Source organism: Nocardia sp. NRRL S-836 (assembly GCF_001279525.1).
In the GTDB taxonomy this organism is placed as follows: domain Bacteria; phylum Actinomycetota; class Actinomycetes; order Mycobacteriales; family Pseudonocardiaceae; genus Lentzea.
The window spans coordinates 12,556-26,695 of record NZ_LGDY01000124.1 but is presented as its reverse complement, the minus strand read 5'-3'; the positions used below and the strand labels follow the sequence as shown (position 1 = coordinate 26,695).

General features: G+C 72.5%; 16 protein-coding genes. 10 read left to right on the top strand and 6 right to left on the bottom strand.

The window, feature by feature from the left end:
* Positions 1-24: 24 nt before the first annotated feature.
* Entirely contained in the window at positions 25-615 is a 591-nt protein-coding gene (locus ADL03_RS32800) for a nucleoside triphosphate pyrophosphatase (RefSeq protein WP_197288873.1), read from the bottom strand.
* Complete coding sequence (locus ADL03_RS32795; RefSeq protein ID WP_053737477.1) at positions 584-1,966, bottom strand: MFS transporter; 1,383 nt, start codon at positions 1,964-1,966, stop codon at positions 584-586. Before ADL03_RS32795 ends, ADL03_RS32800 begins: the two co-directional genes overlap by 32 nt.
* Before the next feature lie 107 nt (positions 1,967-2,073).
* Here ADL03_RS32795 and ADL03_RS32790 point away from each other — a divergent pair, with 107 nt between their 5' ends.
* Positions 2,074-2,460, top strand: a complete 387-nt coding sequence (locus tag ADL03_RS32790) for a hypothetical protein (RefSeq protein WP_053737476.1) — start codon at positions 2,074-2,076, stop codon at positions 2,458-2,460.
* Between the two features lie 260 nt (positions 2,461-2,720).
* On the opposite strand, the gene ADL03_RS32785 is transcribed toward ADL03_RS32790, so the two are convergent.
* Both ADL03_RS32785 and ADL03_RS32780 read right to left on the bottom strand, forming a co-directional pair.
* On the bottom strand, positions 2,721-2,954 hold the full coding sequence (locus tag ADL03_RS32785) for an acyl-CoA carboxylase subunit epsilon (protein WP_053737475.1): 234 nt from the start codon (positions 2,952-2,954) through the stop codon (positions 2,721-2,723).
* Entirely contained in the window at positions 2,951-4,597 is a 1,647-nt protein-coding gene (locus ADL03_RS32780) for an acyl-CoA carboxylase subunit beta (protein WP_053737474.1), read from the bottom strand. The genes ADL03_RS32785 and ADL03_RS32780 overlap by 4 nt, the downstream gene beginning before the upstream one ends.
* Positions 4,598-4,714: 117 nt before the next feature.
* Between ADL03_RS32780 and ADL03_RS32775 the strand changes: the two genes are divergently transcribed.
* The 3 genes from ADL03_RS32775 to ADL03_RS32765 are packed head-to-tail and all read left to right on the top strand — an operon-like array spanning position 4,715 to position 6,990.
* Complete coding sequence (locus ADL03_RS32775; protein WP_053737473.1) at positions 4,715-5,533, top strand: biotin--[acetyl-CoA-carboxylase] ligase; 819 nt, start codon at positions 4,715-4,717, stop codon at positions 5,531-5,533.
* A 13-nt stretch (positions 5,534-5,546) separates the two neighbouring features.
* On the top strand, positions 5,547-6,074 hold the full coding sequence (locus tag ADL03_RS32770; RefSeq protein WP_053737472.1) for a PH domain-containing protein: 528 nt from the start codon (positions 5,547-5,549) through the stop codon (positions 6,072-6,074).
* Positions 6,061-6,990, top strand: coding sequence for a hydroxymethylglutaryl-CoA lyase (locus tag ADL03_RS32765; RefSeq protein WP_053737471.1), 930 nt, complete (start codon positions 6,061-6,063; stop codon positions 6,988-6,990). Before ADL03_RS32770 ends, ADL03_RS32765 begins: the two co-directional genes overlap by 14 nt.
* An 11-nt stretch (positions 6,991-7,001) precedes the next feature.
* Here the strand turns inward: ADL03_RS32765 and ADL03_RS32760 are convergent, their stop codons facing one another.
* Entirely contained in the window at positions 7,002-7,442 is a 441-nt protein-coding gene (locus ADL03_RS32760) for a MaoC family dehydratase (RefSeq protein WP_197288851.1), read from the bottom strand.
* A gap of 97 nt (positions 7,443-7,539) precedes the next feature.
* Between ADL03_RS32760 and ADL03_RS32755 the strand changes: the two genes are divergently transcribed.
* Genes ADL03_RS32755 through ADL03_RS32740 form a run of 4 tightly spaced genes read left to right on the top strand, consistent with a single transcriptional unit; the run spans position 7,540 to position 11,399 of the window.
* Positions 7,540-8,037, top strand: a complete 498-nt coding sequence (locus ADL03_RS32755) for a YbaB/EbfC family nucleoid-associated protein (protein ID WP_053737469.1) — start codon at positions 7,540-7,542, stop codon at positions 8,035-8,037.
* Entirely contained in the window at positions 8,034-8,348 is a 315-nt protein-coding gene (locus ADL03_RS32750; RefSeq protein ID WP_053737468.1) for a WXG100 family type VII secretion target, read from the top strand. The genes ADL03_RS32755 and ADL03_RS32750 overlap by 4 nt, the downstream gene beginning before the upstream one ends.
* A gap of 1 nt (position 8,349) precedes the next feature.
* Positions 8,350-11,151, top strand: coding sequence for a glycohydrolase toxin TNT-related protein (locus ADL03_RS50565; RefSeq protein WP_053737467.1), 2,802 nt, complete (start codon positions 8,350-8,352; stop codon positions 11,149-11,151).
* Entirely contained in the window at positions 11,148-11,399 is a 252-nt protein-coding gene (locus ADL03_RS32740; protein ID WP_053737466.1) for a hypothetical protein, read from the top strand. The genes ADL03_RS50565 and ADL03_RS32740 overlap by 4 nt, the downstream gene beginning before the upstream one ends.
* Here the strand turns inward: ADL03_RS32740 and hisN are convergent.
* A complete protein-coding gene (hisN, locus tag ADL03_RS32735) occupies positions 11,380-12,159 on the bottom strand; it encodes a histidinol-phosphatase (protein WP_053737465.1) in 780 nt (259 codons plus the stop codon). The genes ADL03_RS32740 and hisN overlap by 20 nt on opposite strands.
* Positions 12,160-12,190: 31 nt before the next feature.
* On the opposite strand from hisN, the gene ADL03_RS32730 reads away from it, so the two are divergent.
* The gene (locus tag ADL03_RS32730) at positions 12,191-12,865 is read left to right on the top strand and encodes a response regulator transcription factor (protein WP_053737464.1); all 675 of its coding nucleotides are present in this window, start codon (positions 12,191-12,193) and stop codon (positions 12,863-12,865) included.
* On the top strand, positions 12,865-14,139 hold the full coding sequence (locus ADL03_RS32725; RefSeq protein WP_053737463.1) for an ATP-binding protein: 1,275 nt from the start codon (positions 12,865-12,867) through the stop codon (positions 14,137-14,139). The genes ADL03_RS32730 and ADL03_RS32725 overlap by 1 nt, the downstream gene beginning before the upstream one ends.
* Position 14,140 lies beyond the last annotated feature (1 nt).

Here is a 14,140-nt window from a genome sequence, read left to right as displayed (position 1 = left end):
GATCGGGTGAACTGTGACCAGCGTCTACCAGAGTGTGGACACCCCAACACCCAGCCGGCCCAGCAGCCGCCGGGTGAGCGGGAGGCTGATGCCGATCACCGAGGTGTGGTCGCCGTCGATCCCGTCGACGAACCAGCCGCCGAGCCCGTCGATGGTGAAACCGCCCGCGACCTGCAACGGCTCGCCGGTCGCGAGGTACGCCTCCAGCTCGTCGGCGCTCGGCGTGCCGAACCGCACGGTCGTCGACTCGGCCGCGGAGGCCCTGCCGACCACCTCGCCGCTGGACACGCGCAGCACGGTGTGACCGGTGATCAGCACGCCGCTCTTGCCGGCCACCCGCTGCCACCGCTCCCGCGCCGCCTCCACCGTTCCGGGCTTGCCGACCAGCTCGCCCTCGAACAGCAGCATCGAGTCGCACCCGATGACCACGCACTCGTCGTCGTGCTCGACCGCCTCCGCCTTCGCGGCGGACAGCGCCACCACCCGGTCCTCGGGCGAGGCGTCGGCCAGCGCCGCGAGCAGCGCGTCCTCGTCGACACCGGAGACGCGCACGACGGGTTCGACGCCCGCCGCCCTGAGCACGCTAAGACGAGCGGGGGACTGAGAGGCCAGGATCAGGTGCACGCCGGGAGTCTGGCACGGGAGCACTCCCGGCCGGCCGGAAGGCCGCGGCGGCGGCCAGCCCGACCACCAGCACCGCGACCAGCATCCACAGCGTCGCCCGCACCGCCGCCGTGAAGTCGCCGGTGGCGGCCAGCGTCACCTGCAGCACCGCGCCCATCGCCGCGCTGCCCAGCACGTTCCCGAACTGGCGTGACGTGTTGTAGATGCCGGCACCCGCGCCCAGCAGCGACCGGTCGAGCGACTTCGTGGAGATGTTCGTCAGCGGCGAGTACACCAGCCCCATGCCGGTGCCTGCGGCGACGAGCGAGGGGATCAGCACCCACTGGATGCCGTCGTGCAGCAGGAACGTCATCGCGCCGATGCCCGCGGCCAGCAGCAGGAACCCGCTGATCGGCAGCACCTTGGCGTTCGGCCGGTTCGACCACCGGCCCGCGAAGATCGCCGTGAGGCCGGACATCGCCGACGCCGGTGCCGTGACCAGGCCCGCCATCAGCGGCGACAGCTTCGGCACGGTCTGCAGGAACAGCACCAGCGGCACGAACAGGCCGGTCACGGTGAAGCCGATGACGACGTTCGCGACGTTGCCGAGCGAGAAGTCGCGGTTGCGGAAGATCCGCAACGGCAGCAGCGGCTCCGGGTTGCGCGCGGCCGCCTGCCAGAGCACGAACGCGACCAGCAGCACCGCGCCCGCCGCGATGACCCCGGCGATCGTGACCGGCCCCGCGACCCGGCCCCAGCCGTAGTGCTCGCCGTTCTGGATGCCGAACACCACCAGCCCGAGCCCGAGGCAGCACAGCACCACCCCGAGCACGTCGAACCGGTGCGCGCGGCCGGTCTGCAGGTCCGGCACCCACAGCGCGAGCAGCACCAGCGCCAGCACGCCGATCGGGATGTTGACGAAGAAGATCCACTGCCAGCCCAGGTGCGTGACCAGCACACCGCCCAGCAGCGGCCCCGACACCGTGGCCAGGCCCGCGACCGACCCCCACGTGCCCAGCGCCGCACCCCGCCGGTCCGCGGGGAACAGGTGGGTGATGAACGCCATCGTCTGCGGCGTCATGGCCGCCGCACCCAGCCCCTGGACGGCACGGGCGGCGATCAGCGCCGTGGAACTGCCCGCGAGCCCGCAGGCCAGCGAGGCGAGCACGAACAGCAGCAGGCCGACCAGGTAGAGCCGCTTCGGCCCGTACCGGTCACCGAGCCGGCCGGTCATGAGCAGCGGCACGGCGAACGCCAGCAGGTACGCGCTGTTCACCCAGATGATGTCGTTGAGCGACGCGCCGAGACCCGCCTGCATCGAGGGCATCGCGACGTTCACGATGGTCGTGTCGAGCAACGTCATGAAGAAGCCGACACAAAGTGCGTAAACGGCGCGCCAGCTGGCCCGGTCTGCGGATTGCGTAGGACTACTGATGCGCGGTCACCTCTTCCGTCGGCACCCTCGGTGAAGTGAAGCGCTGGGTGCTTGTCCTCACCGAACGCGGTTCCGATCGCGAAGGCAAGCGCAGACGGATCGCGACACTCCTGGGCGTGCTGGGCGGTCTCATTGGATCGTGTGCGGTGGGAGGCGTGCTCGCGAGCGACCCGATCGGGTACGGCGTACCCATCTGGCCGTTCGCCAACCCCGTCGACCGCGCGGAGAACGCGTTGCTCACGCAGGTGGAGCCCGCGCTGCGCTCCCGGCTGCCGTTGCCCACGCCCGATGCCCACGTCCTGCGCACCAGCGAGTCGTACGGCAGCGTGTTCTGGACGTTGGAGCTGCGCGTGGACGGTGAGGTCCGGTGCCGCGAGGTGGCCGTGGACCTGGACTTCAAGAGCCGCCGGGTGCCTTGCTAGCCGATCTTGTCGGACCCGGTGAGTACGGTGAAACGCAGGGGTTCCCAGTTCGGGGGTACCCCTGCGTCAGCGTGCTCGGCCAGCGGACCGGGGTCGTGCTCGGCAGGCGGACCGGGGTCGTGCTCGACCGGCGAACCGGGCCAGCCGGGCCCGCTCGACCGAGAACCCGAGGCCGCCCGGCTGGGGACCTGAGCCTTCCTCGGACAGAGAACCGAGGCTGTTCAGCAGGGGAACCCAGCCCGGCCGAGCACCCGAACTCCTCAGCCGGGAAACCCCGAAGCACGCCAAGCGCCCGGCCCGTGCTGCAAAGGCCTGCGCACGCGCCGAGCCGGGTTCGCCCACTCCGACCGCCGCACGGGCGTGTCCTCCACCGGCACGGCCGCGGCCAGCCCGGCGATCACCGCGGTCAGCGCCGCCAGCTCGTGGTCGTCCGGCGCACCCTTCACGACGCGGAGCAACGGCGTCTCCCGGCCCTCCTCGGTCGGCGCGCTCACAGCGGGATGTTCCCGTGCTTCTTGGGCGGCAGCGTCTCCCGCTTGTCCCGGAGCATCGACAACGCGCGCGCGACGTACGCACGGGTGTACGACGGCGGGATCACCGAGTCGACGTACCCGCGTTCGGCGGCCACGTACGGGTTGCACAGCGTGTCCTCGTACTCCTGCTGCAGCTGCGCGCGCAGGGCGTCGACGTCCTCGCCGGCGGCAGCGGCGGCCGCGAGGGTCTTGCGGTGCACGATGTTCGCCGCGCCCGACGCGCCCATGACGGCGATCTGCGCGGTGGGCCACGCCAGGTTGATGTCGGCGCCGAGGTGCTTGGAGCCCATGACGTCGTACGCGCCGCCGTACGCCTTGCGCGTGATCACGGTGACCAGCGGGACGGTGGCCTCGGCGTAGGCGTAGATCAGCTTGGCGCCGCGGCGGATGATGCCGTTCCACTCCTGGTCGGTGCCGGGCAGGAAGCCGGGCACGTCCACGAACGTCAGCACCGGGATGTTGAACGCGTCGCAGGTGCGCACGAACCGCGCGGCCTTCTCGGAGGCGTCGATGTCGAGGCAGCCGGCGAACTGGGTGGGCTGGTTCGCGACGACGCCGACGGAGTGGCCGTCCACCCGGCCGAAGCCGATGAGGATGTTCGGCGCGAACAGCGGCTGGACCTCCAGGAAGTCGCCGTCGTCGAGCACGCGGTTGATGACCTCGTGCATGTCGTACGGCTGGTTCGCCGAGTCCGGGATGAGCGTGTCCAGCGAGCGGTCCTCGTCGGTGATCGTGTCCGAGATGGAGCCCGCGGCGAGCGTGCCCTCGAACGCCGGGGCGTCGGAGAGGTTGTTCGACGGCAGGTACGAGAGGAGCTCCTTCACGTACGCGATCGCGTCCTCCTCGTCGTTGCCGAGGTAGTGCGCGTTGCCGGACTTGGTGTTGTGCGTGCGACCGCCACCGAGCTCCTCGAACGTCACGTCCTCGCCGGTGACCGTCTTGATGACGTCCGGGCCGGTGATGAACATGTGCGAGGTCTGGTCGACCATCACCACGAAGTCGGTCAGCGCGGGGGAGTAGACGTGACCGCCCGCGTTGGAGCCCATGATCAGCGAGATCTGCGGGATGACGCCGGACGCGCGGACGTTGCGGGTGAAGATCTCGCCGTAGAGGCCGAGCGAGACGACGCCCTCCTGGATGCGCGCGCCGCCGCCCTCGTTGATGCCGATGATCGGGCGGCCGGTCTTGATCGCCAGGTCCATGACCTTCACGATCTTCTCGCCGTAGACCTCGCCGAGCGAGCCGCCGAACACCGTGACGTCCTGGGAGAACACGCACACCGGACGGCCGTCGACGGTGCCGTAGCCGGTCACCACGCCGTCGCCGTACGGGCGGTTGCGCTCCTGCCCGAAGTTCGTGGAACGGTGCCGGGCCAGCTCGTCCAGCTCGACGAACGAACCGGGGTCGAGCAGGAGGTCGATGCGCTCGCGGGCGGTCTTCTTGCCCTTCGCGTGCTGCTTTTCGACCGCGCGTGCCGAGCCGGCGTGAACCGCCTCGTCGTTGCGCCGGTAGAGGTCAGCGAGCTTGCCCGCGGTGGTGTGGACGTCCGGGGCGCCTGAAGCGCCGGCGGGGACGGTCCCGATCGGCTCGGTCGCACTGCTCATGGGCTCGCAGCCTAACGAGAGCATTGCTGAACTGCCCCGTGCAGTTGTCCAGGTCACGGCAACCTGTCGGTCGCCTTGTGGCGCACGTACTCTCTTCGGTTCCCATAACCTGAGGTGATGGACACCGCACTCGACGCCGATGCGCTGCGCGCCCGGCTGGTCGCACCCCACGGCCCGTTCGCCGCTCTCGACGTCGTGCCGGCCACGGCCTCCACGAACGCGGACCTGGCCGCGGCCGCTGTCGCCGGTGCGCAGGACCGCACCGTGCTGATCGCGCTGGAGCAGACCGCGGGGCAGGGGCGTCGTGGCCGCAGCTGGTCCTCGCCGCCGGGAGGGCTGTACGTCAGCGTGCTGTTCCGGCCGGCCGACGTGCCCGCGCAGCGGTTGCCGTGGCTCAACCTGATCGCCGGTCTGGCGCTCGTGCGGGTCGCCCAATCGGTTGGTGTCGAGGCGACGCTCAAGTGGCCCAACGACCTCCTGCTCGGCGAGCGGGGCGGGAAGGGCGCCGGCATCCTCTCCGAGATCGTCGGCGGCGCGGCACCGGCCGTCGTGGTCGGCATCGGGCTCAACGTCGCGAAGCTGCCGGACGACGTGCAGCCCGCACCGGGCGGGCTGGCGCCGACGTCGCTGGCCGACTCCGGTGCCGCGGAGCTGGATCGTGGCGAGCTGGCGTTCCGGCTGCTCGTCGAGCTGGCCGGGCTGGAAGGCGTGTGGCGCAAGAACGGCGGCGACGCCGCCGACTCCGGTGTGCTGGAGGAGTACCAGGAGCACTGCGCGACCATCGGCCAACGCGTGCGCGTCGAGCTGGCGGGTGGCGTGCAGCTCGAAGGGACCGCTCAGCGCATCGAGTCCGACGGCACCCTCGTCGTGCGCGGCACCGACGGTGTGGAGCACGGCGTGTCCGCAGGTGACGTGGTGCATTTGCGCACCGCGTAGTTAGGGTTGGCCCATGGCCTATCCCGACGACCTGCTCAGCTCCGGCGAGCACGTCGTGATCCACCGGCACCCGCACTGGAAGACGCTGGTCTTCCCGGTGTTCTGGTTGCTGGTGGTGGTCGTGCTCGGCGCGTACCTGGCCGGGCTCGTCGGGGACCTGTCGTGGGCCGGCGTCGCGCGGACGGTCCTGGCCGTCGCCTGCGTCGTGCTGGTCGTGTGGCTGACGGTGGTGCCGCTGGTCCGGTGGCGCACGACCCACTTCATCGTCACCACGGACCGCGTGATGTGCCGTGAGGGCGTGGTGAAGCGCACAGGCCTGGACATCCCTTTGACCCGTGTCATCGGCGTCCGTTTCGAGCAGGGTGTGGTCGACCGCATGCTCGGTTGCGGCACCCTGGTCATCGAGTCGGCCTCGGAAGAGCCGATTCCCCCGTTCGACGACATCCCGGCCGTGGAGAAGGTGCACACGTTGCTGTACCGCGAAGTCAACGACAACCCGGAAGACGACTTCCACCCGAGGACCGTCGATGGGCGCGCGTGAAGCGGGGCTGCCCGACGTGGTCGCGTCCGGCTCGTTGCCGTCGTCGGTGACGATCTGGGAGGTGGGCGCGCGGGACGGCCTGCAGAACGAGTCGGCGGTCGTGCCGGTCTCGGTGAAGCTGGAGTTCCTGGACCGCCTGGCCGCCGCCGGTCTGTCCACTCTGGAGGCGACGTCCTTCGTGCACCCGAAGTGGGTGCCGCAGCTGGCCGACGCCTCCGAGCTGCTCGCCGGTCTGCGGCACCGGCCCGGCGTCACGTACCCGGTGCTGGTGCCGAACGAGCGCGGGCTCGACCGGGCACTGGAGGCAGGGGTCACGGACATCGCGATCTTCGCGTCGGCCACGGAGACCTTCGCCTCGCGCAACCTGAACCGGACGCTGGACTCGCAGTTCGAGATGTTCTCCCCGACGGTGTCACGTGCGCTGGCCGCGGGCCTGTCGGTGCGCGGGTACGTGTCGATGTGCTTCGGCGACCCGTGGGAGGGCGCCGTGCCGCGGTCCCAGGTCGTGGCCGTCGGCGAGCGGCTGCTGGAGATGGGCTGCTCGCAGCTGTCGCTGGGCGACACGATCGGCGTGGCCACGCCGGGGCAGGTCGAGGCGCTGCTGGAGGGCTTCGGCGACGTCTCCTCGCTGGCCGTGCACTTCCACGACACCTACGGGCAGGCGCTGTCGAACACGCTGGCCGCCCTGCGGTGCGGCGTCACGACCGTGGACTCGTCGGCCGGTGGGCTGGGCGGGTGCCCGTACGCCGAGTCGGCCACCGGGAACCTCGCCACCGAGGACCTGGTGTGGATGCTCGACGGACTCGGCATCGAGACCGGCGTCGACCTGGACAAGCTGGTCGAGACGTCGGTGTGGATGGCCGAGCGGCTGGGCCGGCCGAGCCCCTCGCGGGTCGTGCGGGCGCTGGCGAAGTAGCCGGGCCGCGGTTACCGGTCGCGGGTGAGGAACATGCCGGTCGACACGAACCGGTAGACGACCTCGTCGCCGCGCCGGGCCGTGCCGCGCATCCGCACGAGACCGAGGCCGGGCCGGCTCTTCGACAGCCGCGCGTCGAGCACCTCGACCTCGAACGTCAGCACGTCACCGGGGAACACCGGCGCGAGCCAGCGCAGCTCGTCGACCCCCGGCGAGCCCTGGCCGGTGGAGCCGGTGAGGACCTTGTCGACGTAGGCGCGCATCCACAGCGAGGCCGTGTACCAGCCGGATGCGGACAAACCGCCGAAAATCGAGTCCCGGCCGGCGTCCTCGTCCAGGTGGAACGGTTGCGGGTCGAACCTGCGGGCGAAATCGACCATGTCGTCCCGGTCGACGGTCACCTCGCCGAGCGGGATGATTCGGCCTGCCGGCAGGTCCTCGAAGGCGATCACGTCGGCGATCGTACGTAACCGAAGTCGCCGGGAACCGATCTACGGGCAACGGCGTCCAAGAGCCCGAGCCCAGGGCTATGCGTGTGAGGGGGACTCGGTGGACGACCACCGTGCGCAGGTCGAGGAGCTGCTGGCCGACTACCGGCGCAGCCGCGAGCAGCTGGCGTCGGTCCAGCGCGAGCTGGCGGCCGTGGCGGGACGGGCGAGCAGTCCGGACGGAACGGTCACCGCGACGGTGGGCGCACGTGGCGAGCTCACGGCCCTGGAACTGTCCGAGTTGGCCTACCGGCGGCACCGGCCCGAGCAGCTGGCCGACCTGGTCGTGCGGACCGTGGCCGCCGCTGCCGCGCAGGCCGCCGAGGGCACCTACCAGGTGCTGAGCACCGTGCTGCCCGCCGCCGCGGACCCGGCCGCGCTGGTCGCGGGGACCGCCGACCTCAAGCCGGACGAGTACGCCCCTCCAGAGGACAGGACCGCAGAGGACAGGACCGCGGTGGACCGGCAGCCCGCACGTCGCCGCGCCGACGACGACGAGGACAACGAGCAGCGCGAGAGCTGGCTCGACTCGGAGCTCATCAACAGGAGGGTGCGATGACCGGGTACAACGCCGATCTGGACCGGCTCGACGCCGGTGCCGGTGAGCTGCGCGGGTTCGCCGGGCAGGCGGGTGAGATCGCCGGTGCGCTGGACAGGGCGCTGGCGGCGTTCGGTGCCTGCTGGGGTGACGACGCGGCCGGGCGCAGCTTCGCCGACTCGCACCAGGCCCCCGCGAGCGCCACGGCCGGTGCGTTGTCCTCGATCACGACCACGTTCGGCGACTTCGGCGACAAGCTCGCCAAGACCGCGGAGACGTACCGGCACGTCGAGGAGAGCAACGCGACCGCGATGCGAAGGTTGGACGGCTGACATGGGCATGGAGCTTCCCGCCGAACTCACCGAGGTCGCCGCCAAGGCCGGCGTCTCGTGGCCCAAGGCGGACGAGGACAAGCTGCGCGCGAGCGCCACGGCGTGGCGCGAGGCCGGCAACAAGATCAGCCGCCTCGGCACCTCCGCCGACGGTGCCGCCGGCCGCGCCTTCGAGGGCCTGCACGGCTCCACCGGTGACGCCGCGCGCGGCCGGTGGACGAAGGTCGTCGCACCCGACGGCGAGCTCCAGCGCGCCGCCAAGGGCTGCCGCGCCGCCGCCGACCGCCTCGACCACGCCGCCACGCAGGTCGGCGCAGCCAAGGTCGAGATCGTCCGCGAGCTCGTGACGCTCGCCAAGAACAACGACGCCGCCAAGGTTGCCGCCGGCACCGGCAACACCACCGCGCTGCTCGGCCTCGACACCCTGATCCGCGGCACCGCGGCCAACGTCGCGAACCTCACCAACACCCTGACCTCGGCGATCCGGCTGGACACCGGCGTCGACATGGGCCACGCCGGCCAGCCCGTCAACACCGCGCCGGGCGCCCACGGCCCCGGTGCCACGCCCGGCGGTGCCCCCGGTGGCCTGCTCGGCAACGTCCTCGCACCCGTCGGCGACATCGTGTCCGGCGTGACCGCACCGGTCGGTCAGGTCGTCGCCGGTGTCACCGCGCCCGTGGCCCCCGTGGTCGGCGCGGTGACCGCACCCGTCGCACCGGTGCTCGGCGCGGTGACCGACACGGCCGGCCACGTGGTCGGTGGCGTGACCGACGTCGCCGCCCCGGTCGTGCAGCCCGTCCTCGACGCCGCCGCCCCCGTTACCGCTCCGGCCGCCGCCGTCGTGGCCCCGGCGCTCGACGTGGTCCCCGGCGGCCGTGACGCCGCCGCACCGGCCTTCGACGCGGTCGACGGTCCCGGCGACGGGCACGGCCACGGCCGCGGTGAGGGTTCCGGCGACGGTCCGGGCCGTGGTGACGGTCCCGGCCGCGGTCAGGGCCCGCAGGTGCTCGGACCGGTCGCCGACGCCGTTCCGGCCGCGCAGCCGGTCGTGGGGCACGCCTCCGACGTCATCCCGAGCGTCCACGGCTCCCTCGGCCCGGTCGCCGAGGGCACCACCCAGGCCGCCGGTGCCGCGGTCCTCGACCGGCCGCTCATGCCCGAGGTGCACAACCAGCCCGCGGCCCCGCACGCCACCGCACCGACCGCCCCGTCCGCACCGGCCATGGGCGGCCCGTCCGGTCCGATCGGCGGGCCCGTGGGCTCCGCCGGTGGCTCGGTGGGCGGTTCGATCGGTGGCGCGGTGGGTGGCGCCGTGGGTGGCGCCGTGGGTGGCTCCGCCGGTGCGGTCGGCTCGGCTCCGGGCGCGGGTGCCCAGGCGGGTGCCGCGGTCGGCGGACAGCAGGGTCAGGCAGGTCAGGGACAGCAGGGTGCCAAGGCCGCCGTTCAGGCAGGTGCCCAGGCGGGTGCTCAGGCAGCGGCCCAGGCCGGTGCGCAGGCCGGTTCGGGTGCCCAGGCAGCGGCAGCCAAGACCGGCGTGCCCGGTGCTGCCGGTGCCGCGGCCGCGGCAGGCCAGGCCCATGCCAACCAGCCGCCCAGCGGCCAGTTCGGCTCCCAGCCCGGCCAGTCCGGCAGCCAGCCGGGTCAGCCCGGCAGCCAGTCCGGCCAGCTCGGCAACCAGGCGGGTCAGGCCGGTCACCAGGCGGGCCAGCCGGGCAGCCACGGCCAGCTCGGCGGCCAGGGTGGATCGGCTCACTCCGGCCAGGGCGGTAACCAGCCGGGCCAGACCCAGCAGGGTCAGCCCGCCGCCAAGGACGCGCTGGCCAAGGACCCCGCCGCCGTCAAGGACGCGCTGACCAAGGACGCACTGGCCAAGGACTCCACCGCCACCAAGGACGCGCTCGCCAAGGACTCCGCGAAGGACGCCCTGGCCAAGGACGCCCTCAAGGACCCGTCCGCGACCGGCCTCGCCCTCGACGGCCTCGCCCCCGACGGCGCGGTCACCGCGCACCACCCCGGCGACACCGTCGTCTCGGCCCCCGTGGCGCCCGGCGTCGACCTGGGCCAGCAGTCCAGCCCGATCGCCGACCGCCTGGAGAACCGCGACCAGTCCCAGGCCCTGGCCGGAACCCCCGGCCTCGCCTACGACATCGCCCGCCACACCTACACCGCGGCCGCCGTCGGCAGCTGGTTCATGGCGGTCTTCATCGGTGCCGGCCAGGCACCGCGGCTCGCCCCCAAGCCCGCACGCCAGCTGCCCGCACCACGGCAGCAGGAGCACGAGGCCGAGCCGGTCGGGCGGTTCGCACCGCAGGACCACCCGCGGGCGGACCTGGTCGACCCGTCGTTCACCCAGCCGGTCGACGCCTCCGAGGGCCTCGGCCAGGACCACCCCACCGTGCAGGCGATCCTCGACGGGTACGACCCGTTGGCGGGCATGCACGAACGCGACTGGGACGCCCTCTTCCTCACCGAGGACGGCTCGCCGAGGTGGCCGGCCGAACGCGAGGGCGGGTACGAGGAGAGCCAGCCGGAGGTCCTCAAGGCCGGTGCCGAGCTCGACCGGTTCGGCACGCCGGAGGGCCGTGTCCTGAGCACCGCGGGCACGCCCTACGCGGAACGTTCCCTGCCGCCGCAGCTGGCGGGGCAGGGCTACCGCAGGTACCGCGTCCTCAGGGACCTGCCCGTCCACCGCACGATCAGCGCACCCTGGTTCGGCCAGCCCGGCGGTGGCGCGCGGTACCGCACCACCTACCCCGTCGCCGACCTCGTCGCGCTCGGCTACCTCACGGAGATCACCGCATGAACGTCGAGACGCTGCCCGAGTGGCTGACCAAGATCGGTGTGCCGGACGACGTCGTCAGCATCGGCGAGGAGGCGGACCAGCGCTGGTGCGTCATCACCGAGGACGGCTACGAGGTGTTCTGGCAGGAGCAGGGCAACCGGTACGACTGGGCCCGGTTCGACGACGAGAGCGTGGCGTGCCACTACCTCTTCGGCCGCCTGGCCTGGGCCCAGGTCGCGCGCGGAACCCTCACGGTGCCAACAGCTTGAGCGCTGCCTCGTGCAGGTGGCCGTTCGACGTCAGCACGTTGCCGCCGTCGTAGCGCTCCTCACCCTCCAGTGAGGTGAACCGGCCACCCGCCTCGGTCACCAGCACCTGGAACGGCGCGATGTCCCACGGGTTCGCGACGGCTTCGGGTGCCAGGTCGATCGCGCCCTCGGCGACCAGGCAGTGCTGGTAGAAGTCACCGAACGCGCGGCTCTCCCAGGTGGCGTCCACGAGCCGCAGGAACGACTCGCGCGTCCGGTACTGCGTCCACGTCTTGAGGTCGGTCGTCGAGATGTAGGCGTCCTCCAGCTCCCGCACGCCGGAGACGGAGATCGCGCGCTCACCCGCGGCGTCCGACGCGAACGCGCCCCCGCCCGCGGCGGCCCACCAGCGGCGGCCCAGCGCGGGCGCCGACACGACCCCGACGACCGGCACGCCGCCGGCGACCAGCGCGATCAGCGTCGCCCAGATCGGCACGCCGCGCAGGAAGTTCTTGGTGCCGTCGATCGGGTCGAGCACCCAGACCCGTTCGGCGTCGAGCGTGCCGCCGCGTTCCTCGCCCATGACGACGTCGTCGGGACGGTCGGCGGCCAGCAGCGCGCGGACCGCGTCCTCGACGGCGATGTCGGCGTCGGTCACCGGGGTGCGGTCCGGCTTGCGCTCCACGGCGAGGTCGTGGGAGCGGAACCGGGTGGCGGTGATCGCGTCGGCGGCGTCGGCGAGGCGGAGGGCGAGTTCGAGATCAGCATCGTGGCGTGACACGCGGCGATCGTTCCACGAATAGTCTGGGTGCGTGAGCGTGGTGTTGCTGGCCGAGGACGATCCGGCCATTGCGGAACCGCTCTCCCGCGCGTTGACGCGGGAGGGCTACTCAGTGCAGGTCGTGGCGGACGGGCCGAGTGCCTTCGACGCCGCGATCACCGGGGGCATCGACCTCCTGGTGCTCGACCTCGGGTTGCCCGGGATGGACGGCCTGGAGGTGTGCCGCAGACTCAGGCAGAACGGCAGGGGAATCCCCGTTCTGATGCTCACGGCGCGTGCGGACGAGGTCGACTTCGTGGTCGGGCTCGACGCGGGCGCGGACGACTACGTGGCGAAGCCGTTCCGCCTGGCCGAGCTGATGGCCAGGATCAGGGCCCTGCTGCGCCGCCGTGCCCCGGGAACGCTGGAGGTCAACGGCGTGCGCGTCGACCTGGCCGCCCGCAGGGTGACCGTCGACGGCGGCGAGATCCAGCTGGCGAACAAGGAGTTCGAGCTGCTCAAGGTGCTGATCCAGCGCGCGGGCCAGGTCGTGAGCCGCGACGAGATCCTGTCCGAGGTGTGGAACGATCCCGACCTCAAGGGCAGCAAGACGCTCGACATGCACATGTCGTGGCTGCGCAGGAAGCTCGGCGACGGCACCCCGAACTCGGCCGAGAAGCGCATCGCGACCGTGCGCGGCCGCGGCTTCCGCTTCAACGCCGACTGATGCGCCGCCGGATCCTGCGGGCGATCCTGCTCGCCGTCGCCGTCACCGGTTTCGTGCTGGGCATCCCGCTCGGCTACACGGCGCTGACACTGGTCGAGGACAACGCCCGCGGCGACCTGACCGAACGCGCCCAGAGCATCGCGACCAAGCTCGACGACCAGATCGCCAACCGGCAGAGCCTCGACGTCGAGGCCGTCACGTTCGCCGTTCCCACCGGCGGCCGGCTCACCGTGGTCTCCTCCGGCACCACCACGGTCACCGGCCCGGCACCCGGCCCCGACCCGCTGACCGTCGAGCTGCCGATCGCCCAGCAGGGCACCGTTCGGCTGGAGATCCCCTCCGGGCCGATGCACACCACGCAGGCCCAGGTCGCGGGCCTGGTGCTGCTCCTGCTCGCGCTCTCCGTCGGCACCGGGACCGTCGTCGCGCTGGTGACCGCGCAAACGCTTTCGCGCCCGCTCAGCCACGTCGCCGCCCGCGCGTCCCGGCTCGGCGCCGGTGACTTCCGCGAGGACGGGCAGCGCTACAACATCACCGAGCTCGACGCCGTCTCCGAGGCCCTCGACACCTCCGCGACCGCGCTCGCCCGCCTCGTCCAACGCGAACGCGAGCTCGTCGGCGACGTCTCCCACCAGCTCCGCAGCCGCCTGACCGCGTTGCAGCTGCGCCTGGAGGCCCTCGCCGACCACCCGGAACCCGAGACCGCCGCCGAGGCCCGTGCCGCCCTCGAACAGGCCGAACGCCTCGCCGCCGTGCTGGACGAGCTCCTCGCCGCAGCCCGCGCCGCACGCGCCGTGGGCGCCGAACCGCTGGAGTTGCGGCCCGCGCTGACCGCCATCGCCGAGGAGTGGCGGGAGCAGGTCAAGAGCCAGGGCCGTGCGCTGCGCGTCCGGGTACCCGACGGCCTGCTCGCCCGCGCCACGCCCGCCCGGCTGCGCGAGGCCATCGGCGTGCTGCTCGACAACGCCCTGCGCCACGGCGAGGGCTCGGTCGTCGTCTCCGCGCGGGGCGAGGAGGGCACGGTCGTGGTCGAGGTCAGCGACGGCGGCGCCGGCGTGCCGGACGAGCTGGCCGCGCACATCTTCGAACGCGGTGTGTCCGGTGGCGGCTCCACGGGCGTGGGGCTGGCGTTGGCCCGTGCGCTGGTCGACGCCGACGGCGGGCGGCTGGAGCTGTCGACGGCGCGACCGGCGACGTTCGCGGTGTTCCTGCCGGTCCCGAAGGCCCAGGACGTGGTCGGCATCCCCTGGAAGGCACCGAGCACACCGCGCTAGC

Bases quoted from the DNA above. Each gene is read 5' to 3' on its own strand.
- ADL03_RS32795 (WP_053737477.1), bottom strand. From the start codon at position 1,966: ATGACGTTGCTCGACACGACCATCGTGAACGTCGCGATGCCCTCGATG.
- ADL03_RS32780 (WP_053737474.1), bottom strand. From the start codon at position 4,597: ATGAGCAGTGCGACCGAGCCGATCGGGACCGTCCCCGCCGGCGCTTCA.
- ADL03_RS32775 (WP_053737473.1), top strand. From the start codon at position 4,715: ATGGACACCGCACTCGACGCCGATGCGCTGCGCGCCCGGCTGGTCGCA.
- ADL03_RS32770 (WP_053737472.1), top strand. From the start codon at position 5,547: ATGGCCTATCCCGACGACCTGCTCAGCTCCGGCGAGCACGTCGTGATC.
- ADL03_RS32765 (WP_053737471.1), top strand. From the start codon at position 6,061: ATGGGCGCGCGTGAAGCGGGGCTGCCCGACGTGGTCGCGTCCGGCTCG.
- ADL03_RS32750 (WP_053737468.1), top strand. From the start codon at position 8,034: ATGACCGGGTACAACGCCGATCTGGACCGGCTCGACGCCGGTGCCGGT.
- ADL03_RS50565 (WP_053737467.1), top strand. From the start codon at position 8,350: ATGGGCATGGAGCTTCCCGCCGAACTCACCGAGGTCGCCGCCAAGGCC.
- ADL03_RS32740 (WP_053737466.1), top strand. From the start codon at position 11,148: ATGAACGTCGAGACGCTGCCCGAGTGGCTGACCAAGATCGGTGTGCCG.
- ADL03_RS32725 (WP_053737463.1), top strand. From the start codon at position 12,865: ATGCGCCGCCGGATCCTGCGGGCGATCCTGCTCGCCGTCGCCGTCACC.